The organism is Lentibacillus populi, assembly GCA_014642895.1.
In the GTDB taxonomy this organism is placed as follows: Bacteria; Bacillota; Bacilli; order Bacillales; family Amphibacillaceae; genus Lentibacillus_C; species Lentibacillus_C populi.
This window is the reverse complement of the sequence record BMJD01000003.1, coordinates 140,941-165,932: the sequence shown is the minus strand read 5'-3', so window position 1 is coordinate 165,932 and position 24,992 is coordinate 140,941. Positions and strand designations below refer to the sequence as shown.

Sequence of the window (24,992 nt, the reverse complement as noted above, 5' to 3'; positions counted from 1 at the left end):
TTACTGTTGATGTTCCTGGCTTTACTGTTGATGTTCCTGGCTTTACTGTTGATGTTCCTGGCTTTACTGTTGATGTTCCTGGCTTTACTGTTGATGTTCCTGGCTTTACTGTTGATGTTCGCGTTTCCCGTAACCGGAAACGCGAACATCGATAGCGTAAAAAGCGCTAAATGTGTTATCACCCTTTTAAAAAGGTCTATTGCCACTTCCCAATCAAATACGCTGCATCCGTGTTAAGCGTCTGATAGGTATCTTCGTCGATCATTCCATTATCTTTTTGCTTGTTCAGCAACAGCGTGAAACCTTCCATATGTTTTAACACTTTCTGCTTTTTGTTTTTCTCCTCAAAGTGGTGTACTGCGGTTAAATGCATGTTCAAGCGATGCGCTGTCTCCTCAGTTATTTCACCCTTTCCCTTAAGGCTCGTTATAAGTGATTGTAGTGTTTCTGCATTCCACGCATACATCGCATCCGCTGTTTTCTGTGCTACTGCTTGGCGAATTGGATTCGTAGACGGCGTCACAGCTGTTGGATGAACACGGTTCGTGAGTAAAATGGTTATCGAATTTTGTGATGGGCTGACTACTATAGATGTCCCGGTAAACCCTGTGTGACCCATTGTCGTTGGTTCAGCTAAACCACTCATAAACCAGTCTTGATTAAGCTCCCAACCAAGGCCATGGTCATTACCAGGAAATTCCGGAATATGGTTTTTCGTAATTAAGTCTACTGTTTCCTTATTCAAAATACGAGTACCTTGATAGATTCCCTTATTTAACATCATTTGCCCGAAAACAGCCATATCATTTGGGTTGGAAAACACACCTGCATGTCCAGCAACACCGTCAAGGACAAGCGCATTGCCGTCATGAACAACACCACGGACCATTCCCCTGCCAGGAACGTACGCTGTCGCAGCTATACGGTCGATTAAAGATGGTGGCGGATTATACATCGTGTCCGTCATACCAAGCGGTTCCGTAATATTTTCCGCGACATATTCATCCAGACGTTGACCAGACCACTTTTCAACCAGGGCTCCCAATGTAATCAGGTTTAGATCACTGTACTCGTAATGGGTACCCGGTTCGTTCTTCAATGGATAGGTTAAAACAATATCAAGTGCTTCCTCCCGGTTATCGGTCATGTTATAAAGCGGAATCCATGCCGTGAATCCGGAAGTATGTGTCATAAGCTGACGGATTGTCACATCTTCCTTCCCGTTTTCCGCAAACGCCGGTATATGCTCCGCGACAGGATCATCAAGTTCAAATTTTCCTTCCTCGTACAACTGCATGGCAGCAGTCGTGGTAAACAGTTTACTAATAGAAGCTAAATCAAAAATGGTATCACTTTCCATCTTCACTGGGTTCTCAACTTCCGTAAAATCCAAGTCAGCATAGCGAAGTGCGTAGCCGTATGCTTTTTGCTTTACTATTTTCCCATCCCGGGCAACAAGTACAACTGCTCCCGGCATTTCCTTATTCGCCATTGCCTCTGCGATTTCATCATCAATATCGGCTAAGGGCTGCTCAAGCATTTGTACACTTGCGGGATCGCCAGGTGTCAGCTCCGCTGCTTTGGCATACGCTTTGCCGTTTTGATTGGTAAAAAGGGTAAAAACTATAATTAGCCCAAATATGATTGTTACTAGACTTTTACTTTTCAACGGTTTCCCCTCCCTATATTAGAACCCCTCTTTTATTGCTTACGAAAAGAGGGGTGTTTTATTAAATCTAGAGGTAAGTTCTCTCTTTTTTAATGCCTGTAAATTCTATTAATCAATCTCCCATTCTGTTATTACAAAGTCAGCATAATCATGAAGGGCATTGGCAGCATCCTCTGAAATCAATCCATTTTCCAACTGTTTGTTTAGTAAGGTCTTAAACCCATTCATGTGCTTCACAACCTTCTCATTTGTACCTTGTTTTTCAAACTGCCCCACTGCTGTTAAGTGAAGGTTTAAAGCATGTACAGAATCAGGATCCGTTATCTCCTCGGTATCTGCAAAATAAGAAACTAGCATTTTTAATCCAGATGTACTTATATCGTTCAATAAAACATCTGTATCCGTTGCAGTCTGATTGGAATCCGTTTCCGAAGCGGTTGTAAACACAAGCTTTGCAGGTTGATCACCTTTTTCTTTCGGAATCTCCACATATACAGGTACGGTTACAGTCTCTCCAGCTTTTACTTCAATAACGTTGTGCTGCAGCTGCGTTTCCCAACCAGCGTCCGTTTCCGCTTGAAGTCGGATAAGGTCCGTCGCCTCACCTGTGTTAGTTACGTTAAAATGATGAACAGCTACACGGCCTGGGGTCGCACGTTCATCCGTACTATTCTTAACGGTTACACCACGAGCATAGTCTCCCGCACCATCCATATGACGTACAGCAACTCGATACGATAGCGCACCTTCCTCGTCATATTTTTTATCCAAAATATAGAAATGCAACCGGTTATACTCATCTTTATACTCACTAACGGCATCCTCGCTGGTCCCGGCCTTAAATAACGCATCAGCTAACTGGCGGTAATCCCCTTTGGAGTACATTGCCTCTGTTCCATCTGGACGGGTAAAATCAACCTTATTAATATCATCCCGATGTGAATCTACTACCCATATATTTGGTGCACTCTCTTCATCTTTCGTTTTGGCCAGCAAAACACCGGAATCAGGGGTAAAGGAATCAAATCCAACACGATCGACAACTTCTACCGTGTAGTTGTCATACCATTTTTCACCGCGTTGCATATCCGCTCGCCAATCATCTTCAAGTGAATTTGCTGGTGTTAAATCTTCCATCGTAATATTAATACCAGACAGCCCGGTTCGCCCAAACTCACTTCCGGTTGGGATTTCCCGTGCCAGAATATCCGCGAACACTGGTCCAGTTTCATCAAGTTCATCACGATCAATCTTCAGGTACTGATCCTCTGATAAAAATCCCTGTTTTATCTTGTTACGTAACATATGATGGGAAGGAGCAGAACTGCCCAATGTTGGCATAACCATCCATCGGGTGTGCGGTCCCCCTGGCCCATTGAAACTGCCACGGCTCATTAATTCCCAGGGACCTGAATAAGAACGGGATACCGGCTCTCCATAAGGATTATTATAGTTATCTAGTAAACTCATAATATGGCCAAACTCGTGGGCGAACGTACCCATCCCATCATTTTCACCTTGAACGGAAATACCATTTCGTATGTCGGCACTGGACCAAATACTTTTCCCTGCTAACCAAGATGTCCAGTCAACATAACGGGTATTTGTCCAATTAGGCAAATCGCCAAGCTCGGCTTCGGGTCCATATTCATCGGTTACTGCCTCAGGATTCAGGAATTTCATTTCCCCAAATTCCTGCCAAACCCCTGATTCGTCGTAACCTGCATGTAAAACAAATGTGAAATCATATTCTTCACTAGCCGCCTCTATATCTGCCTCTGCCTTACTCATAGCCTCTGATCGTAAATCTTTGACCTCATACCCTGGAGGCATATTCTCATGTTGCCCATGTCCTCTGCTTAGTCCATACTGAAACTCTTTTCCATCCATTCGATAAGGGCCAAAAGCGTCTATTTCCACCGCCCATTCACCAAAAGAGTTTTCCCGCCAAAATTCGTTGATCGAGTGAAAATTGTTAAGGGCTTGAGGCTCCATTAAGAAATCCTCCCAAAACTCCGGAACATCTTCTCTAGGTATTGCTCCAATTCCGATCGGATTTCCTGCAACCTCCGTACCTTCTTCCTGACTTAAAATAAAATCACGATCCTGAAAATCCACAACCACTAACGCACCTTTAAGAACTCTTTCCGGCTCAATATCTGTTTCATTCCAGTCAATGCCAGGAACCGGCTGATAATCCTCCCATGTCATATCCTCTGGAAGTTCAAAGTTTTCGGGATCAATCGGCTTAGGAAAGGCGGGCAAACCAGACTGGGCCGCATAAACCGGTGTCGACAGCAACATTATTAGTAGAATCATTAAATAGATCGATCGCTTAAGTAGTTTCATTATGTTATGCTCCTTTCCGTTTCAGGCGTAATAGAATAAAAGAGAGAGGAATTTCCCCCTCTCATCACCATTACTTTTCCTCTCCGGTTGTTTGCATACCCTGAAACGTCCATTCCAGTTGCAATGAATCTCCTTGGAACTGGTTTTGATCCTCGCCGTTATCCACAAAATTAAACTTCACAACAAGATCATCCAAGGAGCCTGCCGGAAGACCCTTTTCTCCAAAATTCGGATAAAAAATATGTTCGTTGATCGCTTCTGGACTCATGTTTTTCAGCTGATCCAGTGTTGTTTTATAAATAACCTCATCAAGCTTGTCCGCATTATACAAAAATTCCACTTCAATATGTTTTCCAAAATCCTCTGTATTGTCCCCTTTAGCATCTGTAACATTGTAATTCGTATCCAATGTCACTTTTTCGATATCCAATGTTCCATTATTTTGCAACTCAAAGTCGCGAATAATCGAATCGCCCGGTTTTAAATTTTCCACTTCGATCAGCGCTGTTGGCTCCACTGCCAGGTCAAGCGTACCAGCTGCAAACGTGTTATTCGTTGTCTCACTTGAACTGAAATATGCATATGTCCCTCCCCCGATCAATGTTAAACCAAGTGCCGCTGACATCATTCCCATACCTAATTGTTTTTTCAAACCCATCTATAATTCCTCCCTAAATATTAGTTGTTCGTTTCTAGATCTTCTTCTACATTTGTTTTACTGGCTGATGAGTCAGGATTTTCATTTGTTTCCTCAGCCTTTTCTTGTTCTGGAGTATCCGTCCGTTCAGATAGATTACGAGACTCTTTTGTTGCATTATCCTTCTCAACTTGGCGTTCCTGATTTTTTGTCACCTGCTGGTTATCTTTTTTGTCCACTGTTTCCTTTTGACTTTCTTTTGGTTCATCAACTTTGTTATTAGTTGATTCCGTGGTTTGCTGCTCAGTCGGGTCTCCGCCGTTAAATTCGTCTTTCATCTGCAATTTTTCATCATATGACGCTGTATCCGTGAAGTAAGCATTGGTTGGAGAGGTTAGTACATGGACAATCAGGAACATCAAATACACAATGGTGAGGCTTCGTAACCAAATCCTGCTTTTTCTCTTGGTGATGCTTTTTCGCTGGTCAGGCATTTTCATCTTCCTTTGACATGCATTAAAATTAGCTACAAAACGTGAAGCATTTACAATATCATACGTTCTTTACCATTTCGTCATCTTTCTCGACCTCCAATCACAAAATGTGTTAAAAAATACACTCCTTTCCAAAAAATTTTTACTCCTTCTTTGGATGTGTAAAAACCTTTTATGTACATCATTTCTACTTGAAGTATAATAGAATTCATTTGCAAATGGTGTCGAATAACGTCGTATAAATCTGATTATTTAAAAAATGAATAGTTAGCACTAGCATAAACGTGAGGCTATGGGTGAAAAGGTTGTGTAATACTGTTAACTACAAGCTTTTTTAGTGTTTCTGGACTAGTCTATAAGTGGGTAGCATATTTCTGAGCAACGGTGATTTACGTTCCTTACTCCATTAATAGAGAAGACAAAAAAATGAAGTTACGAAAGACGGTTTGGCTATCTCATATAATATTGCACGAATTGCCAACACTACATGTTAAGACCCCCGTGGCAGGTTGATTACCACAGGGGTCGTTTTACACTAAGCTATTGCCATTTCTTAATCAACATTTCTGTGCTTAACTTAAGTACGTCATAAGCCTTTTCGGAAATCCATTGTTTTTCTCTATACTGATCAAGCAATTTTTCAAACCCTTTTAAGTGCTTAAGTATTTTCTCCACTTTCTCTTGGTCTTCGTAACGCTTCACTGCTTTCATATGAAGTTTTAACATGTGCGCTGTATTATCACCGGAGAACTCTCCACCTTCTTCATACTGTTCCACAAGCTTTTTTAAATCGGTTGCATTTTCTACCGGTGCTGTCGCATCCTCTATGGGAACTTCATGATGGTATTCGTCAATCCATTCTTTTTTAGCAAAATCACGACCCTTTATTACAACTTTATCATCATAAACCTGCACATATAAGCCCTGGCTTCCATCATGATCGATGATGATTTCATTCCCATGTCCGTCTAGCCCATAGGTATTGTACACACTTCCCGACGTTGCCATATAAAATCCATCTTTCACAAACAAGCCAGGTATATGCAAATCATGATGTGTATGGCCGGAGAAAAAAATCACTTGCGGATATTGGGAAAGAATCTCCCTTAGTTGCTTATCCTGTAAGATACTACGTTGATAATACTCAATATCCGTTCCTGTAAACGAATATGGCAATGGATTGTGCAGATAGACAAAAATTGGTTTGTTCGAATCATCGTGTTTCTCAAGCGCTTTTTCCAACCATTGCAGCTGCTTCTCACTAAGATCGGCTGAATCTTTAGTTGGAGAACCGACCGGCCCCCAGCTTTCTGAGCCAAGTACAATAAACGGGTAGCCTTTTACCATTCGTTCATAATAAACGTTATCCACCCCGGCAAAATCCAAAAATCGCGCGATGGAAGGTGCATTTCCATCATTCTTGAAGAATTCGTGATTACCGATAGTATAGAAAAGATTATCAGGATGCGGACTGGAGTTCATATACTCATTTACCTTGTCATAACTCTCAGTTCGGCCATCGTTAACCATATCCCCATTAACGACCATTGCGTCACTATTTGGATTTATGCTATAAAGATCTTGAAGTGCATTTGTTATTTTCGGACCCGAGCTTCCAGAATTACCTACTGTCAACTGAAAATCACTGATAACCGAAAACGCTAAGTTCAAACCTTCGTTGGCTGTATTATCTACAACCAAAACCTTTCGCTTTACAGTAGCGGTGAATCCTGAACTATTCGTCACACTGTACGTAACCTCGTATGGTCTTGGTATCGATGTATTGATGTCATGCTCAACAACAACCTGATCTGTCAAGTCACCATCTTGCTCATCATACGCCTTTACTCCCGGATCAACGTAATCTTCGCCTATATTTATCGTTAACGGATCATCACCTTTCAGCTTAAGCTCGGGGATAGTACCCGGATCATCGCCTACCGTAATTCTAGCGTGTGCCCAATCAGCATGATCTCCTGCAGTCCGATCACCTGCGTCTGTTACAACAAGCTCTAATAGATCGACTCCTTTGATATCGAGATCAATATGTTTCGTATTCGATGTTGGGTTCATAACACCACTTTCGTAAACTTTTTCTCCGTCTGCCAGAACTTGAAATTCGACTGTTCCATAGGTCTGGGAACCGTTTGCACTTATTTCATCGTCAACTCCTATATCGGAGATGAATCTGGTGGCATTACCACCGAGGTAATAGGAAACCTTTGATGGCGCATGTACACCTAAACCTTTATCATACGTAACACCATTTAATGTTAAGATATTACCATCGCCTTCGCCAGATTCGCCATTACTGCTATCAAGTTCCACAGGGCCCCAACCATTTTCGGCTTTAATTGGTTCCAAATCACTTAGCCACGAAGACGTTGTTGGGGGATCGCTTAACTTGTCAGTGCGAGAACTATCTTTCGTATCCTTAGCTGCATGGGAAATCGCTGCATTCAAGGTGATCCCACATAGCAGCATGAATGTTAACGCAAATGATAGAATGATAATTTTATTTATATTCTTTGCTCCCATTACTGATCCCTCCATTAAATCTTGTATACCCTCTTATACACCTTAACTTATAATCATTGGGATATTCTAGCAACTCTTATATCTTGTAACAAATTTAACCAAGTACGAATTAATCTATTATTTTTCCCCGCCAGTTGCCTGCTCCGCATTAAACGTCCACTCAAGCTCCAGCGCGTCTCCCTGAAATTGGTTTTGGTCCTCCCCATTATCGACAAAATTAAATTTGACAACCAAATCATCGAGATCACCGGATTGCAGTCCTTTTTCGCCAAGGGTTGGATAGAAAATATGCTTATTGACAGCTTCTGGAGTCATCTCCTTCAATTCAGCAAGGGTTGTCTTGTAGATGACCTCGTCAAGCTTGTCCGCATTATATAAAAATTCAACCTCGATATGTTTCCCGAAATCATCTGTATTGTCGCCCTTCGCATCCACAATCTTATAATCCGTTTCCAAAAAAACTTTTTCAATGTCCAGTGAACCATTATTTTGCAGTTCAAAATCTCGAATGACATAATCACCAGGTTTCAGATCCCCAACATCGATAATGGTAGTGGGCTCAACGGACAAATCCAGTGTACCGGCAGCAAATGTATTGTTTGTCTGCTCACTGTCACTAAAATACGCATATGTTCCACCACCAATTAACGCTATACCTACTGCCGCCGACATGAATCCTATACCCAATTGCTTTTTAATTCCCATCCAAATTCCTCCTTCGTATTTTATGCTATATTAGTAGATTTGCTAATCCCTGTTGCCGATCATGATTGCCAGGCTAAAGGCAACGCATGATGCGTTACCTATTGCCATTTTGCAATCAAGCTGTTGGTACCAGACACAAGACCCTCATAAGCTTCATCCGTTATCAGTCCTTTTTCTTGTTGATGGTCAAGCAGCAGTTTAAACCCTTTCAAGTGTTTCACGATCTTTTCTGCTTGCTCTTTTTGTTCAAATCGTTCAACTGCGGTTAGATGCATTTTTAAAGCATGTACGGTGCTATCGTTTGCAAACGCGCCAGATTCATCATATTGATCAACTAATGTACGCAAGTCAGCCACACTTGATACCGGAGCTACCTGTTCGATCCGGAGATTATCCAACATGAACGTGCCTTCCCCAGTATCCATATTGACCGACGTTCCATCACTAAAGAGGCCAATATACGTTTGTCCATTTTCCGAGCCGGTAATCGTAAACTCCGCTGTTTTCGTATCGGTAGATGAAGGAAGTAGTTCATTTGCTGTTAATCCTTTTGCATCACCGATATTTCGAACATCAATCGCTTGATTACCAGCGATAAACCGGTAGGAATTGGCAGTTGTTTGATAGTCAAAGCTCACCTTGTACGTTACCCCCGGTTCAAAGTGAAAATGCTGCGGAATTGTCCGATATACCAATCCACTGTTTCCAGTATTCACCTTCAGGGACCAGTTTCCATCAAGTACATCATCCACTGCCTTTTTACCCGCCCATCCTTTTTGCGTATACGGAGCATGAAGCTCGGCCAGATGGATTCGATTATCCTCGACACCCTCTGTGTTACCGATAACAAATGGGTAAATTCCTTGGGCGACTGTTTCAAAATCCTGTTCGAACACACTTGGTGAGATATAATTATTTAGTGACTTTTGCACGATTCGGATGTCATCAAATTTTGTATTTCCTTCTCCCGCTTCACGGCTAAGCGTTAATTTTGCTGTGTCACTTTCAGCGGTAAAGCTTACTTGCATTCGTTGCATTTTGCTGTTATATCCATCATTTGTTGCATGCGAATCAGCTTTGACATAGTTCTTTTGCAGGCTGCGTAATGTATAATTGCTTACATCCTTGACACCGCCTGTAACAGCAATTGAAGCTTTTTCATCACTGTTGTTTTCCACATATACCTCCGCTACATAATCCTTGCCTGGTTCCAGGTCGGTAAGTGTCCTCGTTACGCTCGTCTGCTTTGCTGGACTGGCAACATTTAAATAATAGTCACCACTGCTTAAATTCCGGGCATCACCTGTTTGATCGGTTCGGACAACACTTACTGCCTGCTTATCGCCCTTAACCTTCGTGAAGTCATCATCAACGGTTCCTGTATTAAACCCGGAATCATAGACATGGGCACCTGTACTCCAATCATCGACCTTTTCACCATCATCTTCCCCGGTAACGACAATATAAGGAGTTGCTGCTTCGGCGTTCAGTGTAATTTGATTATCTACTACGTCAACCTCTTGCATATCGATCCTGCCTTGATCCGTTAGCTTGTAGACCTTCAGACTAGTAATACCTTCGTATTCATCTGGAAGTGTCCACGTTGATTTTCCACCATCCAAATTCCAGTGATATAGTTTACTAGAATCAGGTGTAGGCGTTGCAAAGTCCTGTTCTACCCACGGAATCAGATACTTGTGTTCATCAAGTACGACATTATCGTTAAGCGTAATGATCCGTTCTTTTGAATCATCTTTTCTTGTCACGACAACCTGATCGCCGTTGCTTGGATCTTTTAACTTAATTTCCTTTTCCAGATTGGTTTTCGTTGGATCTCCATCTGTTGTTTTCCAATTGGTCACATAATATTTTTGCAAAAATTTCGTTGGCAGATTGGTATCAAATGTCATGCGGATAAAATGATCAAAATTCTTATCTGACTGCCATCCTTCAAAACCGGCTAATTCAAATCCGCCAAGTAATGGATGATCCGCAGTTCCCCCCGCTTCCGGCCAATTCAATACCCAGGAGTCTTTTTGCTGGTTGCTGATAAACCGCAGTACTTCGGAATTGATCCCCTTACTGGATGCTCCACCATAGTTTTTGTCAGTAGCCCAATGCTGCCACGTGGAGTAGTTTGGAATAGACGTACCAAATTCAGTCGTCACTCTCCATCCTCTATCGATAAATTGATCAGCAATTCGATCGGACTCCCATTGATCCTGATACCAAACGTCCAAGTAAACGAAGTCAAGTCCTGGCACGGCAGCTTTCAGTTTGTCCAGTCGTTCTGCTCGGGTCCCTGAATACAAATCTTTTAATTTATCAATCGTATATGACTGATCCAGCCAGCCCCATCCTTTATCATTTGGACCATCGATAAAATCCTCATTAAAGGCATCAGCTTCAGGATACGTTTCTTGCGCATTAATGTGGACACCAAATTCCGAATTGTATTTATGTCCTTCTTCAATTAAGGTATTTAAGTCTACAGCACCACCCATGCGCTCACCGACATCACCATAATCCGGATGTGCACTGTCATGTCCTTCATTAGCATACCCTTTCAATAAAACGGCTTGTCCTAACCCATCCGTTGCGAGCGCGACCTTTTTAACATTGTCCAATGTTTTCAGGAATGGCTGCTGGGCCTGTGAGCCAAAATTCATCGCAATCCGCATACCAACATTATTGTTCACATTTTCGGATCCCTTAATATCCTGCATGATATCCCGATAAGCAATCGCACCATCCTGCCAGTCCACTTTCTTGTCATCGTTCCTATCTTCCGTGATGGCGATTTTTATCGTTGGTTTGTTGGACGATGGCTCCGGCATAAACTCCCGCTGGTAATAGAGAGAGCTAGACGCTATACCCATTGCCTTGTCACCATTAGCATTTTCGTAACGGTTAGCAATCAAGTTATGGTATCCATCTACTTCCGAACTGGACCATACCCCTGCACTCAAATCGTCTGTCGACAAGAAGGCGGTATAGTACCCCTTTGATGTTCCGATTTCCTTCATTGATGAATCAACCTTCACGTTTACGTCACCGGGTTTAGTAACGTCACCGCTGAGATTGGTTAATTTAGCTTTTGCACCTGTTTGCGAGGCATCTACCGAAATAAAATTCATATCGGCAAATTCAACCGTCTCAATTGCTGCATCCCCTTTGTTATTCATTTCCTCAAAGCTGTAAATGGCCTTATTATCATCCACTTTTAGCGAAACGGTAAAGGTAGCATCAAGATCCTCAAATTCATCTTTAACTTTTAACGTATAAACCGCTTCCCTATCACTAACCTTTTCAAAGCTTACTTCTGGATAGTAAAGCATATTATTTACTTTTAATCCATAAACAGGCGATTCCTGTCCATTCATGACGTGATCGCCAACATTATATTCGATAATGCGCGGGAATACCTCATCAATCGTGACATCCATATACTCCGAGCTTAACGTCTGTTCTACCGGCTCTTTATTTGGCGGCTCTGGTGGATTGTATTCCTTGATGCTTACATTAGAGATCGTAATGTTAGCAGGACCACGGCTCTTCTCTAGTCCTAGTAAACCTGCTTTATCTACACCGCCTGCTTGAGTCCAGGAACCCATTTTCTCGTCATTAATGTACAAAGTTGCGGAATCATCAATAAACCTGACACGCAGATGATAGGTTTGATCCGCTTTTAATGGGGCTCCTTTCGTCATCGAAGTCCATTTGTTTGCCGGGCCGAAGATTTCGTGGAAATACTGACTGTTCTGATCCCCTGTTCCCACGTACGAATACGCTGAAGGATCTTGAACACGATAAATAACCCCAAAACGATTCAAGTCCGTATCCGATGTAATGTCCGCTTCAAAAATACCATTCTTGATTTTTTCCATATTTTTGTAGACTATTTTATTTTTCCCATTTGATGTAACACCAAATGTTGCGGATCCATCATCGTTATAGGTTAGTGTTCCGTCACCTTGAATAATTTCAAAGTCACCTTCTTCCAGGTTCTCGTCTGTGATTTCTCCTTGACTATTAGAGGATTCAGCAGTTTCTTGTGATTCCTCCTTTTTTTGTGTCGCTTTCGTTTTTGTCCTTGCATGCTGGTTACTAGCTTGTTTCTCAGTTTCTGACTTGTCATTGCGGTTTTTCTGTTGTTGTACGATTTCAGTTGTTTTGTCTCCGGCAGGTACGTTTTGCTTCGATCCTTCTGCATGAACTGACGGTGAAAGATTCGTGAATGCAAAAGGAACCAATAGCAGAAATGCCAGTAACACTGTTAATGCTTTTCTAGAAAATTTTTTTGCCACTTGTCATGTTAACCTCCTTTTTTGATAGATGAAAAACGGATGGGCGAGTCGAGCATATCAACCTTTAAAAAATGGAGATATTTTTATACCCAGAATCTCCCTTTGTAAGGTGCGATAATACAAGTTAAGATTAACCCTGTTAAAACGCTTTCACAACAGAAATATTGTCATATTTTTTATGAATATTGCTTGTTGTTGGATTTTTTAATAAATTAGTGATATAGTACTAAGTAAAAAACCCCCAAAAAATGAGGGTTTGGGACATATTTACTATTTATTTGGATTACATAATTTAACAAGTTTTTCGATCCGGGTTCAAAATCGATTTTGTGTGTTCTCGATTGGTTTTGGGGTGCCCTCGATCGATTTCGCGGGGCCCTCGATTGATTTTGTGTAGTGCTGTTGCTCAAAACCGAATAAATTCTCGAAAAAGTGTTTTTCTCGTTTTCGAAATGGCTGATCGAACTATTAGGAGATGAAGAAGAAAGGAAAAGTGGAAATGATAAAGAGAAAAACTTGAATAAGCAGTCTTGATCAAATAAAAGGAATACAGATGTAGAGGCAATTATATTGTTTCCCCTTTTTAAACTTTTGTAAAATAAAATTGACAGTATAAAAAATAAATTTTATACTATACTTAGAATAAGGTACCGAGTAGCGCTAACTATTCAGTACCGACAACTACACACTGCATGAAAAGCAGTTGGCCAACATAATTATGTTTTTATCTAGGTGGAGTAATCGCTGACCTTGGGATAGGGGGCGATTACTTTTTTTTGATGAGATAAACGACAATAGTTACAATTAGAGTAAAAGTAGCTACAAGCGTTAAACTAAATTGCGCTACTAAACTTAATGCTTCGTATGTCGTCATCCTACCACCTTCCCTTCTTAAGTAGTTTCACGTGACTTAAGGAACAAGGAAAGATGGCCAACCGCCCACACACCTATGTAATTGCTTCATTCATTTTATCATAATTGCAAGAAAGCTACTAACACTTTTTTCATGAAAGGTTTATTTCAATATTATGGGCATTGATTATCCATAAATTTCCTTAAAAACGCAAGAGGAGGTTTTTAGTGTAATTGAGATGCTGAAAGAAATTTGTATATCTTTAGCAGAAATTAAAGACTTTTTGCATTTCAAAAACCCTAAAGAAGCCATCGAATTATTAACGGAAAAAGAAGAGAAAGTGAAAAAGAAAATCGTGAAAATGCAGCGTACACAGCAAATTATTCAAAACAAGAAAAAGCAAATTGAGGAAGCATTACGATTGAATTTTGATTGGTTTACAATCGAAAAGATGGAAACAGAATGCTATGTATTAAGTGAAAATACTTTAAAACTGTTCCGATAAAGAATTTACAAGGTCAATTATGTCATTTATTAAATATACAAAGCAAGAAGAACTTGAAACTGGTTATCCTATTGGAGGTTTGATCCGTCAAGAGCAAGTAGATGCAGGAGATTATTGGAATTATTCGCATTTTTATATGCGTGTGGATCAACCTGATTTAGCAGAACCTTTTATCAAAAAAGCCGGAAAATATGTGATTGCCTATCATAAAGGAAGTTATATGACGATTCAAGAAACCTATGAAAAAATGAAAACTTATTTGAGTAAGGAAGGGTATCGTATTTGTGGTGACAGCTTTGAAGAGTATGTAATTGATGAGGTAAGTGTATGCGGGGAAGATAATTATGTAACAAAAATAATGATACAATTAGAAGAAAAGTAAGCAAGTTGCTACTTTTCTTCTACCATTTTAGTATAACCCTCATTTTTACATGAGTCTCTTATTTTTTCTTTTGTAACATCCTTTTCTAAGCATGCAATTGACAGTTTCACTTTTGTGTAGAATTCCACACTTTTATCGTTTTATAGTTTTAAAAATAATGACCTAGCTATTTAGGTTTCTATACTATAATCCGAATCCCCAACATTTGCAATACTATTGGGGTGGATATCATTTTTTGTACAAGTATTTGACTTCTTCTTAACTCCAGGTTTCGCGTCAAAGAACCATAAAACTTCTACACTTCTCACGTGCCCGCGGCTATCTCGGCCCTACTAAGCCCACCACATATCCGCAGGCTTCTCCTCCATATTAACTGCTTTTAAATTTCTAACTGCCTGCCTGAACCCTTCATCAATCGACATAATCGGATCCTCATGTTCAATACTGATCACATAATCATATCCATATGTCCTCAATGCACTGACAATATCGGACCATTCTTTTGTGCTGTGACCATAGCCAACCGACCGGAAAGTCCAGCCTCGGGTTTGCACATTGGAATAAGGCTGCATATCGGTCAGTCCATACATATTGACATTATCCTGATCAATGTAGGTGTCTTTTGCATGAAAATGGTGGATTGCATTTGCCTTTCCAAGAATTTTGATCGCTGCCACCGGATCAATTCCCTGCCACCATAAATGACTTGGATCAAGATTAGCGCCAATTGCATCGCACGTTGCCTCCCGAAGCTTCAGCATCGTATATGGGGTATGTACGGAAAATCCGGCATGGAGTTCCAGCCCAACCTTAACACCATGATCTTTGGCGAACTGACCTTGCTCTTTCCAATACGGAATCAATTTTTTCTCCCATTGCCATTCCAGTATTTCGGAATACGCTGTTGGCCAAGGAGTAACCGGCCAGTTCGGATACTTGGACCCTTCATGAGATCCAGGTGTTCCGGAAAATGTGTTGACAACCGGAACATTCATTAGTTCTGCCAATTTAACGGTTTTCACAAAGGTATCATGCGCCTTTTTTGCCTCTGCCTCATTTGGAGAAACCGGATTATCATGACAGCTGAACGCACTGATTGTCAGGCCACGTGAGTGCACCTTATCCAAATATTCTTTTCGCTTTTCTTCACTTACCAGCAACGCATCAACATCACAAAAATCGGTACCGGGATTGCCTCCTGTTCCGATTTCCACTGCCTGCAGACCGGAATCACGAACATAATCAAGCATGTCATCCAATGTTTTTCCTGCAAATAGAACGGTAAATACACCTAGTTTCATCGTTTACTTCCCTCCATTTTTATGTAATACGATAAGGATCGGTTCCTTGCCTCTCCTCACATTCTTTTTGCGGAATGCGTAACCACACTCTCCGCGCGCCCTCTAAACGAGTCTTATACCTTTACCTGTCTCACTACTTCGATAAATCGCTTCAATCAGCTGACTTACTTGCATTGCCTGTTCCGGCCTGACCAGCTGTTCTCCCTTACCCAAACAACTTTCCACAAAATTCTTTGCCTGCCTGAGTCCTGCTTCCTGCTCATTATGTTCTGCCTTCGCTTCACTAGTCAGAAATGTTCCATGCTTAGGACGATAAAGCTCGAACGGATAAACATTTAGACCGCCTTCTGAACCAGATATGCTAAGATGCATGGTGTCTTCCTTAATATTTGCTGCCCATGAACACTCCAGCAATAACGATACACCATTCTGAAAGGTAATATATCCCGATACATGATCATCCACGTCAAATGTTTCGTGATCAAAGATTCCCCAGTCATTAGGCTGATTTGGAGTTTTACTTAAACGGTTATACGCGGAGCCAAGCACCTCCACAGGCACTGGATTTCCTAAAAGCCATAACGCCATATCCAATAGATGGCATCCATAATCGATTAAGCTGCCACCGCCTTGTAATTCCTTATTTGTAAACACACCCCAGCCTGGAACCTTCCGCCGTCTCATGGCACGAACCCTGACAACAAGCGGGTCACCAACATCTCCATCCATGACCGCGCGCTTGGCAACCTGGGCTGCGTCTGTTTGCCTGTAATGATAGGCAATCGACAGGAGTTTGCCCGCCTTTTCCGATGCTCCGATCATTTGTTTGCATTCCTCTGTCGTCATCGCCATCGGCTTTTCACACAATACATGCACACCTGCTTCCAAGGCAGCAACGGTAATTTCAGCGTGGAATTTATTCGGTGTACAAATGGTAACTGCATCCACTTCCCTAAACAATTCATGATAATCTTCCAATACCAGGGGAATCTGAAATTTTCCCGCAGCCTCTTTCGCACGCGCACTGTTCACATCTTGAACGGCAATAACCTCAACCATATCCCCCAGACCCCGATATGCGGGAAGATGCCGATCCTGTGCTATCCCGCCTGCACCAATAATTCCCATTTTCAATTTCGTCATGTTTTCATCTCCAAACTGCTGAACATTCTATATCAAGGAGGAAATTTCCCTTCCTTGTATGTTTGATAAGGAAAATCTATCCTTTTTCAGCTATCTGCTCCAGCGGCTTTGCATTCCCATACACCGGCCTTGCTCTATTCGAACCCGCAACCCAATTCACTGCATTTTTGATTACTTGCTGAATTTCCCGATTGTGGTACGTCGAGTACGTCTCATGCCCTGGACGGAAGTAAAATATTTTTCCGTTACCGCGTTTAAATGTTGTGCCACTCCGGAAAACCTCGCCACCTTCAAACCAGCTGATAAACACCACTTCATCTGGCGCAGGAATATCAAAATGCTCCCCATACATTTCTTCCTTTTCTAGTTCGATATACTCGCCAAGTCCGGCTGTAATCGGGTGGCTCGGATCGGCTACCCAAAGACGTTCTTTGTCATCCGCTTCCCGCCATTTTAAATCGCACGTTGTACCCATTAATTTTTTGAAAACCTTGGAGAAATGGCCAGAATGCAAAACAATTAATCCCATTCCAGCTAACACGCGTTGTTTTACCCTTTCCGCGATCTCCTCCTTCACTTCATCATGCGCCTTATGTCCCCACCAGATTAGGACGTCTGTTTCTGCTAAAACTTCCTCTGTCAATCCGTGCTCCACTTCATCCAAAATTGCCGTTTTGACTTGGTGCCCCTCTTCCTGTAAAAATTCGGCGATGGTCTGATGGATTCCATCTGGGTAAATGTTCTGAACGGTTGCATTTTCTTTTTCATGCCGGTATTCATTCCATACGGTCACATTCAATTTTAATTACTCCTTTCCTGGTGGTACACGGGGACAGGTTCCTCGTCCCACTTTTCCACTCATCCTTGTGAATTACATTACATCGACAGTGATTTGCGCAATATCAACAGTAAATCACGTAACATCGATAGTGATCCGCCTTACTTCAACAGTAATTCGCATTATTTCAACAGCGGATTGCGCAATATCAACAGTAAATCGCGTAACATCAACAGTGCCCCGCCATACATCGACAGTAAACCACATTACTTCATCACAGTGGAATACGCTATAATGCTATTCGAAATAAACAGCCTTTCCCGTTTTAGCAGACTCATAAATCGCCTCCAAAATCTGCGTCACGACCAGTGCCTCATTCGGTTTAACAACCGGTTCCGTATCGTTCACAATGCTCTCAATCCACAGGCGCGCCTCCAGATCAGCATCATTCTCGGTATCGCCTTCATAAAAAGCTACACCACTATTGGAAAGCTCTACATTAGTCGTATACAGCTTGCCAAATTCCTCGCCATTAATCCTTAATCCATCCTTCATATCTGCTCCACCCTCTGTTCCGGAGAGCGAGCATTTAGCCTCGTCAACATCAAGGGAATTAAGCGCCCAACTGGATTCCAGTACAATTGTCGCACCATTTTTCATTGTAATAAAACCAAATGCTGAATCCTCCACGGTGAACTTTTCCGGATCCCACGAGCCCCACGCGTTTGCGGCATTGGCTTTTTTCCCTAATTTGTGAAACGTTGTACCCATAACCGATTTCGGCTCATAATTATTCATCATCCATAGGGCTAAATCCAGGGCATGTGTGCCAATATCAATTAACGGGCCACCACCTTGCTTTTCCTCATCCAAAAATACCCCCCATGTTGGAACAGCACGCCGGCGAATGGCATGTGCTTTGGCATAATATACCTCACCTAAATCACCGCGTTTGCACACATGATGCAAATATTGACTGTCTTGCCGGAAACGGTTTTGATAACCAATCGTTAACTTTTTCCCCGTTCTTTCAGCAGCGTCAAGCATTGCCTTCGCTTCCTGTGATGTTTTGGCCATTGGTTTTTCACACATCACATGCTTTCCCGCTTCCAGTGCAGCGATGGAAATTTCAGCATGGGCATTGTTCGGTGTACAAACATGAACAACATCAATTGATGAATTCTGCAAAAGCTCCTTATAATCCGTATAGACAGCCGCATCCGCTTCCCCATACTCAGCTGCTGCCAATTTTGCCTTTTCGATATCGCGATCACAAAATGCGATAAGATTAACTTGTTGTAATTTCTTCAAACTCGGTAGATGCTTCCCGTTGGCGATCCCGCCGCAGCCAATGATTGCAACGTTTACGTTCGTTGACATATCCTCTTCTCCCTTTTTTTATGTTTTAGAAATTATATGAACAAAGCTAATGCTTTATCCAGCTCCTTACTAAACTGTTTCACCAGTCTCTTATTCCTTAACAGAACCTGACGTCAAACCAGACACAATTCTGCGTTGGAAAAATAGTACAAGAATAACAATGGGAATCGTGACAATTACGGTTGCTGCAGAAATATCACCCCATGGTATCGAATACTGACTCTGATACATGGATATTCCGACCGGCACTGTCCGCCACGTGTCATCACTATTAATGGTTAATGCAAATAAATACTCGTTCCACGCAGCAATAAAAACGAGGATCCCCGTAGTAAATACGCCAGGTGCTGCCAATGGAAAAACCACTTTGCGAAACGTTTGAAAGGGACTTGCCCCATCCAATTTTGCTGATTCCTCCAGTTCAAAGGGGATTTTTTGGAAGAATGTAGATAAAATCCAAATTGCTAACGGCAAACTAATTGTAATGTATGGAATTACAAGTCCAAGATAACTATTACGTAATCCCAAGTCGGTAACCAAATTAAACATTGGTGAAATAATCGCAATTTGCGGAAACATCGATGCCGCCAGCACGATTCCCAGTATCAATCCTTTTCCCTTAATCGGCAGCCTTGTCACCGCATACGCCGTGAATGAGGCAAACAAAAGTGCCAAAATGGTTGTTAACGAGGACACAACAAAGCTATTTAACATATAGCGAAGTAACGGCCTGTTGGATAATGCAGCATCATACGATTCAAGTGACGGGTTACTGGTAAACCATTTAAAGGATGAGAAAATTTCACCAGGTGGTTTAATCGATGTTAAAAACACCCAAATAAACGGAAACATAACAAGAAATACAAAAACCGCCAAGAATACATAAAATCCAATCCCTGCTCGTTTATTCATTGAGTACCCTCCTCATTTTGTACGACCTGCAAAGAGATCAGAACCGATTAGTTTGACGTAAATAAAGCTGATCAAAGCTACACATAAGAACACGATAACCGAAAGTACGGAGCCTTCCCCAAAATTTTGCTGAGCGAACAATGTTTTATATGCATAAATCGAGATGGATTCGGTGGCGTTTGCAGGACCTCCACCAGTTAACACATAAATCAGGTCGAAAACACGAAAAGCATCTAGTGTTCTAAACAATAATGCTACTAGAATGGAGGATTTCAATAAAGGCAGGGTAATCCCCCAAAACTGTTGCCATTTATTTGCTCCGTCCACATTTGATGCCTCGTATAAAGAATGAGGTATTGTTTGTAATCCTGCTAAAAGCAACAGTGCCATATATGGAGTTGTTTTCCAAACATCCGCTAGAATAATAGAAAACATTCCACCACCCGAGGTTGATAGCAGCCAGGAAGAACCTGGTATAATGTTTAAAACTTCCAAGTAATGCGCTATAATACCGGATTGGCCATCATACAAGAAGCCCCACATCATCGCAGCCACCGCCGTTGGTATGGCCCACGGTATAAGGACGGAAGCTCTTATTAGACCTCTTCCTTTGAACGCACGGTTAATCAGCAGCGCCACGCCTAATCCAAGTGCTAATTCAAGTGCTACCGAAACCACGGTAAAAACCGTTGTATTCCATAAAGAATTCCACATACGTGCATCCTTGAAATACTTTCCATAATTAGTAAAGCCGATGAAGTTAGATTCCAAGATATTTCCACTAGTTGCTTCTAGCAAATCAGCAGTTTGCTGGAATTTCTGGTTTTTCGTTTGATCACCTGCTGATTCAGCTATCGCTGTAAGTTCCTCCGAAGAAGAATGCAGCTTTTCCCGGTAATCGGATGCTAAATCATTATCAATCTTGGCATATTTCAAATCTTCATCCGTAACCGGGGTAAAACTCGCAAGCATCTCGTCAATTTTCTCAACCTTTGTATTAATTTCTTCATCACTTATTAACTGTGCATGGTATTGGTCGATACTTTCTTTAATAGACGTGATCGTATTTATTATTTCCTCGTTCTCTTCGCCACTTGTAAGATCCTCCAGTTGGCTGTCAATATAATAGTGATTATCGACATAACGCTCTAAATCTATTGTTGCACCGAGCATAAGCTGGGAACGTGCAGGATCATTTAATCTATAATCAAACAAACTGTTATAGAAAGACTGGGCAACTGGCCACAGAACTACAACAAAAACCAAGATAAGTGATGGGATAACCATGGCATATCCAAGTTGCTTTTCATTTAGTTGAAATTTGCGCCTTTTCCTCTTATTCATTGTCAATCTCCTCGCAATGTAAGGATTGAAACTAGGATAAATGGGAAGGCAAGATGAGAGTTCCCGCCCATCTTGCTTCTCTTCTGACCAATTATTCCCGCATTGCAGCTTCCATTTTTTCCTGCATATTTGCCGCTGCCTCTTCCGCAGTTTGGTCACCAGCTAGAGCCTTTGAAAGCTCTATTTGCATAATATCCGAAATTTCCGGATATATTGGTGACACTGGTCTAGGTACTGCCGTTTGCAAAACTTCTGTAAACTCTGGATTAGCGAATAATGAACTTACTGCCTGCACTTCCGGATCGTCATATAATTTTTTTAACGTCGGCGCCCGCCCACCTTCTATTGCGCTAATTTTCTGTCCTTCTGGTCCGGAAATGAACTTAACAAATTCCCACGCTTCTTGAGGATGCTCGGAATAACGATTGATCATTGTCATCCAGCCACCTAGCGCAGCCGCACTTCCTTTGTCACCAGCTGGAAGTCTGGCCATTTCCACATTTCCAACCACTTCGGAACGCTCTTCATCATTCGAAGAAGATATCATATATGGCCAGTTTCGAGCAAATACTGAATTTCCTTCAGTCCATGCATTTTCTGTTTCTATTTCCTGGAAGTTGGAAATATTATCTGGAACAAAATCTGAATTTACGACTTCCTTCATTTTCTTAATTGCTTTAACTGTTTCAGGGCTATCTACGACAACATTATTTTCTTCGTCTACAACCTGTCCACCGTAGGATGCAATAAACTCAATAGCATTTGTAATAAGCCCTTCATATTGGGCTGCTTGCATAATGTAGCCAAACTTGGTTCCTTCTTCACCTTTCAATTCCCCTGCCATTTCAATTAGCTCATCCCACGTTTTGGGAGGTTCATCAACAATATCCGTTCTATAATAGAATACACCGGCATCTGTATACTGTGGCATTGCCCACTGTTTCCCGTTAAAGTTACCAGCTGCTACAGTCCCCGGAAAATATGCATCCATGTCAATGCCATCCTTTTCGATGAAACGATCAAGCTCAAGCGCATAATTAGCCTGCGCAAACTCTGCCGGCCAAATAACATCAGCATTGAAAACATCAATTTCCGAGCTTTGCGAACTAAAAGCTGTTACATATTGATCATGTGATTGTCCCGTATCGGCTGGCATCTCTCGCTGTTCCACATTGATATTAGGATGGGACTCTTCAAATGCCTTTATTACCGCTTCAGTTCCCGGAGTCGTATCAACACCGCGAGCGTATACAATCGTCACCGCTTCGTCAGATTCTTCTGTTTTTGTATCGTTTTTCGTTCCTTTATCCGCGTCTTTTTCAGTTGCTGCCTTATCATCATTTCCACAAGCGGCAATTAACACAATAAGCACAAGAATTGATAGGCTTCCCAAAATACCCTTCCAAGCTTTCACGATAATTCCTCCTTGTATTGGTTATTTTCCATGTGTGAACTTGTCATTCCAGTTTTTGTACACTGTTAATGATAGCGATTACATATTTACTGTGAATTTTTCCGGAGTTTTTCATACGTCTCCGGAACATTGCTAAACAGTTGATAACATCAACACCAATACCTCTCTAAATGCCGTAATATATCCCCCTTTCCGCCCTCTTGGCAGAAACTGATATTTTGTATCATTTTTGATGAAACTAAACATGAATATTACAAAAAAATGAAATCGATTACATCTTAGGTTATATTATACAAGATGTTTGCTTGATGTCAACGATTATTTTTGGGAACTTTTCAAAAAAACTGTCATGCCGTGGAATGGCAATGATTAGCTATTTCCGCAAAAATCCGCCCTCTGAATTTATAATTTGTCCGGTAATCCATTCGGCCTCATTACTAGCAAGAAACGCAACAAGTTTAGCTGCATCCTCTGGCATTCCAGCTCGCCCCATTAAAAATTTCGGCAATAATTCCTGTTTTAGCTCCTCTGACATCCACCCGGTATCTGTTGGGCAGGATTAACTGCATTCACCGTAATCCCCAATGGTGCAACCTCTGCAGATAACGACAGTGTGAATGCTGAAATCGCACCTTTTGTTGCACCATAAGCTAGTTCCTCCACCATCGGTCCCTGACCTTGCCCGGATATAATGTTAATAATCCTTCCTTTTTTTAATTCGGATTGTTCAAAGCGGCGTGCAAACTCAACACTAAGCAAAAGTGTTCCTCTCATGTTTACAGCATAATGGTCATCAAGCAGTTGTGCATCAAGCTTTTTATAACCGTCTCTTTTCGAATGTGCAGCATTATTGATTAAAATCGAGGGAAAACCAAGCACTTCTGTAACATGATCAAATAATCGAATTGAAGCGGTATCCTTGGATAAATCGATTTCACTACAGGCACACTGTACACCTTTCATTTTTATTTCCTGTTGAAAATCTTTAAGCCATTCGGACTCCGCCTGCCAATATGTAAAAAAGATATCTGCTCCACTTTCAGCAAGTTTCCTACAAATAGCAGCGCCAATCCCTTGTGCATGGCTCACTCCTGTTACAACGGCAATTTGGTTATTTAAATGATACAATTTACCACTTCCTTTAGGTTGACTCACGAATGATCAATTCATGGTCCAAAATTAAACTGTCCACTTCTTCACCTTTTATTTTATTGATAATCATATTTGCTGAAATGCAGCCCATCCGGTACATCGGTTGTGCAACAGTCGTTAATGTTGGATACGTCATATTGGAAAAGCTGATTTTATCAAAGCCAATCACTGCAATATCATCTGGCACCCGTAACCCATTCGAATTTATCTCTTTCAATGCACCAATCGCAAATAAGTCAGAAACAGCGAAAACAGCTGCAGGGCGATCTTCTTGGTTCAGCAGGAATCGCATTGCCTGTTGTCCACTCTCAAAACTAAGATTATCCGTATTATAAATCCATTTTTCCTCGATCGGGATAGCAAATTCCTTTAATGCCTTCTCATAACCGCTTCTTCGTTCCCGTGCATAAAGAAACTTTTCATCTGAGTTGATCAACGCGATTTTTTGCTTCCCCAGCTTAATCAAATGTTTTACAGCCTGATATGCGGCCAATTGATTATTAATCGTTACATACGAAATATTTCCATCTTCATCAAACTCACTACACTGAACCACTGGATATTTACTTGCCAGTTCATGCAAGTTTTCCTGATTTACTGTGGGATCCATTAAAATAATGCCATCAGCTAATCGGTTTCGCATCATATTAAAATAGATTGCCTCCCGCTCTGGGTTCGAATCGGTCTCACAAAGAAGAATGTTATATCCCTGTCCGATAGCGGTATCCTCAATTCCATTTATAATTTCGGAATAAAACGGATTTGAAATACTTGGCAATAAAACGAGTAATAGCCTGCTTTCAGAGTTCCTTAAGTTTCGTCCAAGTACACTCGGCTCATAATTCAATTCTTTAATTGCTTGTTCCACCCGAATCCTGGCTTTCATGGAAACTTTGCTCCGCTTATTGATAACCCGTGAAACGGTCGCAACAGAAACGCCCGCTCTTTTGGCTACTTCCTGTATAGTCGCCATGAAATCACCTTCTTTCTCTACAAAAATATGTAATCGATTACAAATATCTTACTGGTATGTGCCTTTATTGTCAACTCATATTCCGCCTCCATTATACTACATCTTTTTTTTCAATAGTTTCATCCCTAAAATGTTAAAAGGTATGGTACAGAATCT

18 protein-coding genes and 1 pseudogene are annotated in these 24,992 nt (G+C 41.5%); 2 read left to right on the top strand and 17 right to left on the bottom strand.

All coding sequences use genetic code 11. From position 1 onward, the window contains the following. Nucleotides 1–196 precede the first annotated feature (196 nt). The 8 genes from IEX12_RS03875 to IEX12_RS23745 form a co-directional block, all read right to left on the bottom strand. Nucleotides 197–1,669, bottom strand: a complete 1,473-nt coding sequence (locus IEX12_RS03875; RefSeq protein ID WP_286170892.1) for a serine hydrolase domain-containing protein — start codon at nucleotides 1,667–1,669, stop codon at nucleotides 197–199. A gap of 108 nt (nucleotides 1,670–1,777) precedes the next feature. Beyond that, nucleotides 1,778–4,018, bottom strand: a complete 2,241-nt coding sequence (locus IEX12_RS03870; protein WP_188724698.1) for a M6 family metalloprotease domain-containing protein — start codon at nucleotides 4,016–4,018, stop codon at nucleotides 1,778–1,780. 70 nt (nucleotides 4,019–4,088) lie between these two features. Continuing rightward, on the bottom strand, nucleotides 4,089–4,676 hold the full coding sequence (locus IEX12_RS03865; RefSeq protein WP_102414619.1) for a CalY family protein: 588 nt from the start codon (nucleotides 4,674–4,676) through the stop codon (nucleotides 4,089–4,091). A 20-nt stretch (nucleotides 4,677–4,696) separates the two neighbouring features. Next, nucleotides 4,697–5,149 (bottom strand): hypothetical protein, encoded by a 453-nt coding sequence (locus IEX12_RS03860; RefSeq protein ID WP_188724697.1) that lies wholly within the window; start codon nucleotides 5,147–5,149, stop codon nucleotides 4,697–4,699. A gap of 540 nt (nucleotides 5,150–5,689) precedes the next feature. Beyond that, nucleotides 5,690–7,687, bottom strand: coding sequence for an NPCBM/NEW2 domain-containing protein (locus tag IEX12_RS03855; protein ID WP_188724696.1), 1,998 nt, complete (start codon nucleotides 7,685–7,687; stop codon nucleotides 5,690–5,692). A 117-nt stretch (nucleotides 7,688–7,804) separates the two neighbouring features. Further along, nucleotides 7,805–8,392: a CalY family protein gene (locus tag IEX12_RS03850; RefSeq protein WP_102414615.1), complete on the bottom strand. Its 588-nt coding sequence runs from the start codon at nucleotides 8,390–8,392 to the stop codon at nucleotides 7,805–7,807. A 98-nt stretch (nucleotides 8,393–8,490) separates the two neighbouring features. Continuing rightward, the gene (locus tag IEX12_RS03845) at nucleotides 8,491–12,699 is read right to left on the bottom strand and encodes an endo-alpha-N-acetylgalactosaminidase family protein (protein WP_188724695.1); all 4,209 of its coding nucleotides are present in this window, start codon (nucleotides 12,697–12,699) and stop codon (nucleotides 8,491–8,493) included. A gap of 766 nt (nucleotides 12,700–13,465) precedes the next feature. Next, the gene (locus IEX12_RS23745; protein ID WP_371871264.1) at nucleotides 13,466–13,573 is read right to left on the bottom strand and encodes a putative holin-like toxin; all 108 of its coding nucleotides are present in this window, start codon (nucleotides 13,571–13,573) and stop codon (nucleotides 13,466–13,468) included. 217 nt (nucleotides 13,574–13,790) lie between these two features. Here IEX12_RS23745 and IEX12_RS03840 point away from each other — a divergent pair, with 217 nt between their 5' ends. Both IEX12_RS03840 and IEX12_RS03835 read left to right on the top strand, forming a co-directional pair. Beyond that, entirely contained in the window at nucleotides 13,791–14,057 is a 267-nt protein-coding gene (locus IEX12_RS03840; protein WP_188724694.1) for a hypothetical protein, read from the top strand. 19 nt (nucleotides 14,058–14,076) lie between these two features. Beyond that, nucleotides 14,077–14,439 (top strand): GyrI-like domain-containing protein, encoded by a 363-nt coding sequence (locus tag IEX12_RS03835; RefSeq protein ID WP_088052372.1) that lies wholly within the window; start codon nucleotides 14,077–14,079, stop codon nucleotides 14,437–14,439. Between the two features lie 332 nt (nucleotides 14,440–14,771). Here IEX12_RS03835 and IEX12_RS03830 read toward each other — a convergent pair whose 3' ends face one another. The 9 genes and pseudogenes from IEX12_RS03830 to IEX12_RS03790 form a co-directional block, all read right to left on the bottom strand. Continuing rightward, entirely contained in the window at nucleotides 14,772–15,740 is a 969-nt protein-coding gene (locus IEX12_RS03830) for a sugar phosphate isomerase/epimerase family protein (RefSeq protein WP_188724693.1), read from the bottom strand. A gap of 102 nt (nucleotides 15,741–15,842) precedes the next feature. Continuing rightward, a complete protein-coding gene (locus IEX12_RS03825; RefSeq protein WP_188724692.1) occupies nucleotides 15,843–16,883 on the bottom strand; it encodes a Gfo/Idh/MocA family protein in 1,041 nt (346 codons plus the stop codon). A 76-nt stretch (nucleotides 16,884–16,959) separates the two neighbouring features. Beyond that, nucleotides 16,960–17,682 (bottom strand): ThuA domain-containing protein, encoded by a 723-nt coding sequence (locus IEX12_RS03820; protein ID WP_188724691.1) that lies wholly within the window; start codon nucleotides 17,680–17,682, stop codon nucleotides 16,960–16,962. A 276-nt stretch (nucleotides 17,683–17,958) separates the two neighbouring features. Further along, nucleotides 17,959–19,041 (bottom strand): Gfo/Idh/MocA family protein, encoded by a 1,083-nt coding sequence (locus IEX12_RS03815; protein ID WP_188724690.1) that lies wholly within the window; start codon nucleotides 19,039–19,041, stop codon nucleotides 17,959–17,961. A 90-nt stretch (nucleotides 19,042–19,131) separates the two neighbouring features. Then, nucleotides 19,132–19,953, bottom strand: a complete 822-nt coding sequence (locus IEX12_RS03810) for a carbohydrate ABC transporter permease (RefSeq protein ID WP_102414603.1) — start codon at nucleotides 19,951–19,953, stop codon at nucleotides 19,132–19,134. Nucleotides 19,954–19,965: 12 nt separating this feature from the next. Continuing rightward, entirely contained in the window at nucleotides 19,966–21,297 is a 1,332-nt protein-coding gene (locus IEX12_RS03805; RefSeq protein WP_155554179.1) for an ABC transporter permease subunit, read from the bottom strand. A gap of 91 nt (nucleotides 21,298–21,388) precedes the next feature. Then, the gene (locus tag IEX12_RS03800) at nucleotides 21,389–22,711 is read right to left on the bottom strand and encodes an ABC transporter substrate-binding protein (RefSeq protein ID WP_155554178.1); all 1,323 of its coding nucleotides are present in this window, start codon (nucleotides 22,709–22,711) and stop codon (nucleotides 21,389–21,391) included. A 373-nt stretch (nucleotides 22,712–23,084) separates the two neighbouring features. Continuing rightward, nucleotides 23,085–23,839, bottom strand: a pseudogene (locus IEX12_RS03795) (SDR family oxidoreductase). A 13-nt stretch (nucleotides 23,840–23,852) separates the two neighbouring features. Beyond that, entirely contained in the window at nucleotides 23,853–24,836 is a 984-nt protein-coding gene (locus IEX12_RS03790) for a LacI family DNA-binding transcriptional regulator (RefSeq protein WP_188724689.1), read from the bottom strand. Nucleotides 24,837–24,992 lie beyond the last annotated feature (156 nt).

Excerpts from the sequence above, each read along its gene's own strand:
- IEX12_RS03830 (WP_188724693.1), bottom strand. The coding sequence starts at position 15,740 with ATGAAACTAGGTGTATTTACCGTTCTATTTGCAGGAAAAACATTGGAT.
- IEX12_RS03850 (WP_102414615.1), bottom strand. The coding sequence starts at position 8,392 with ATGGGAATTAAAAAGCAATTGGGTATAGGATTCATGTCGGCGGCAGTA.
- IEX12_RS03805 (WP_155554179.1), bottom strand. The coding sequence starts at position 21,297 with ATGAATAAGAGGAAAAGGCGCAAATTTCAACTAAATGAAAAGCAACTT.
- IEX12_RS23745 (WP_371871264.1), bottom strand. The coding sequence starts at position 13,573 with ATGACGACATACGAAGCATTAAGTTTAGTAGCGCAATTTAGTTTAACG.
- IEX12_RS03840 (WP_188724694.1), top strand. The coding sequence starts at position 13,791 with ATGCTGAAAGAAATTTGTATATCTTTAGCAGAAATTAAAGACTTTTTG.
- IEX12_RS03825 (WP_188724692.1), bottom strand. The coding sequence starts at position 16,883 with ATGACGAAATTGAAAATGGGAATTATTGGTGCAGGCGGGATAGCACAG.
- IEX12_RS03835 (WP_088052372.1), top strand. The coding sequence starts at position 14,077 with ATGTCATTTATTAAATATACAAAGCAAGAAGAACTTGAAACTGGTTAT.
- IEX12_RS03860 (WP_188724697.1), bottom strand. The coding sequence starts at position 5,149 with ATGCCTGACCAGCGAAAAAGCATCACCAAGAGAAAAAGCAGGATTTGG.
- IEX12_RS03865 (WP_102414619.1), bottom strand. The coding sequence starts at position 4,676 with ATGGGTTTGAAAAAACAATTAGGTATGGGAATGATGTCAGCGGCACTT.
- IEX12_RS03790 (WP_188724689.1), bottom strand. The coding sequence starts at position 24,836 with ATGGCGACTATACAGGAAGTAGCCAAAAGAGCGGGCGTTTCTGTTGCG.
- IEX12_RS03815 (WP_188724690.1), bottom strand. The coding sequence starts at position 19,041 with ATGTCAACGAACGTAAACGTTGCAATCATTGGCTGCGGCGGGATCGCC.
- IEX12_RS03855 (WP_188724696.1), bottom strand. The coding sequence starts at position 7,687 with ATGGGAGCAAAGAATATAAATAAAATTATCATTCTATCATTTGCGTTA.
- IEX12_RS03870 (WP_188724698.1), bottom strand. The coding sequence starts at position 4,018 with ATGAAACTACTTAAGCGATCGATCTATTTAATGATTCTACTAATAATG.
- IEX12_RS03810 (WP_102414603.1), bottom strand. The coding sequence starts at position 19,953 with ATGAATAAACGAGCAGGGATTGGATTTTATGTATTCTTGGCGGTTTTT.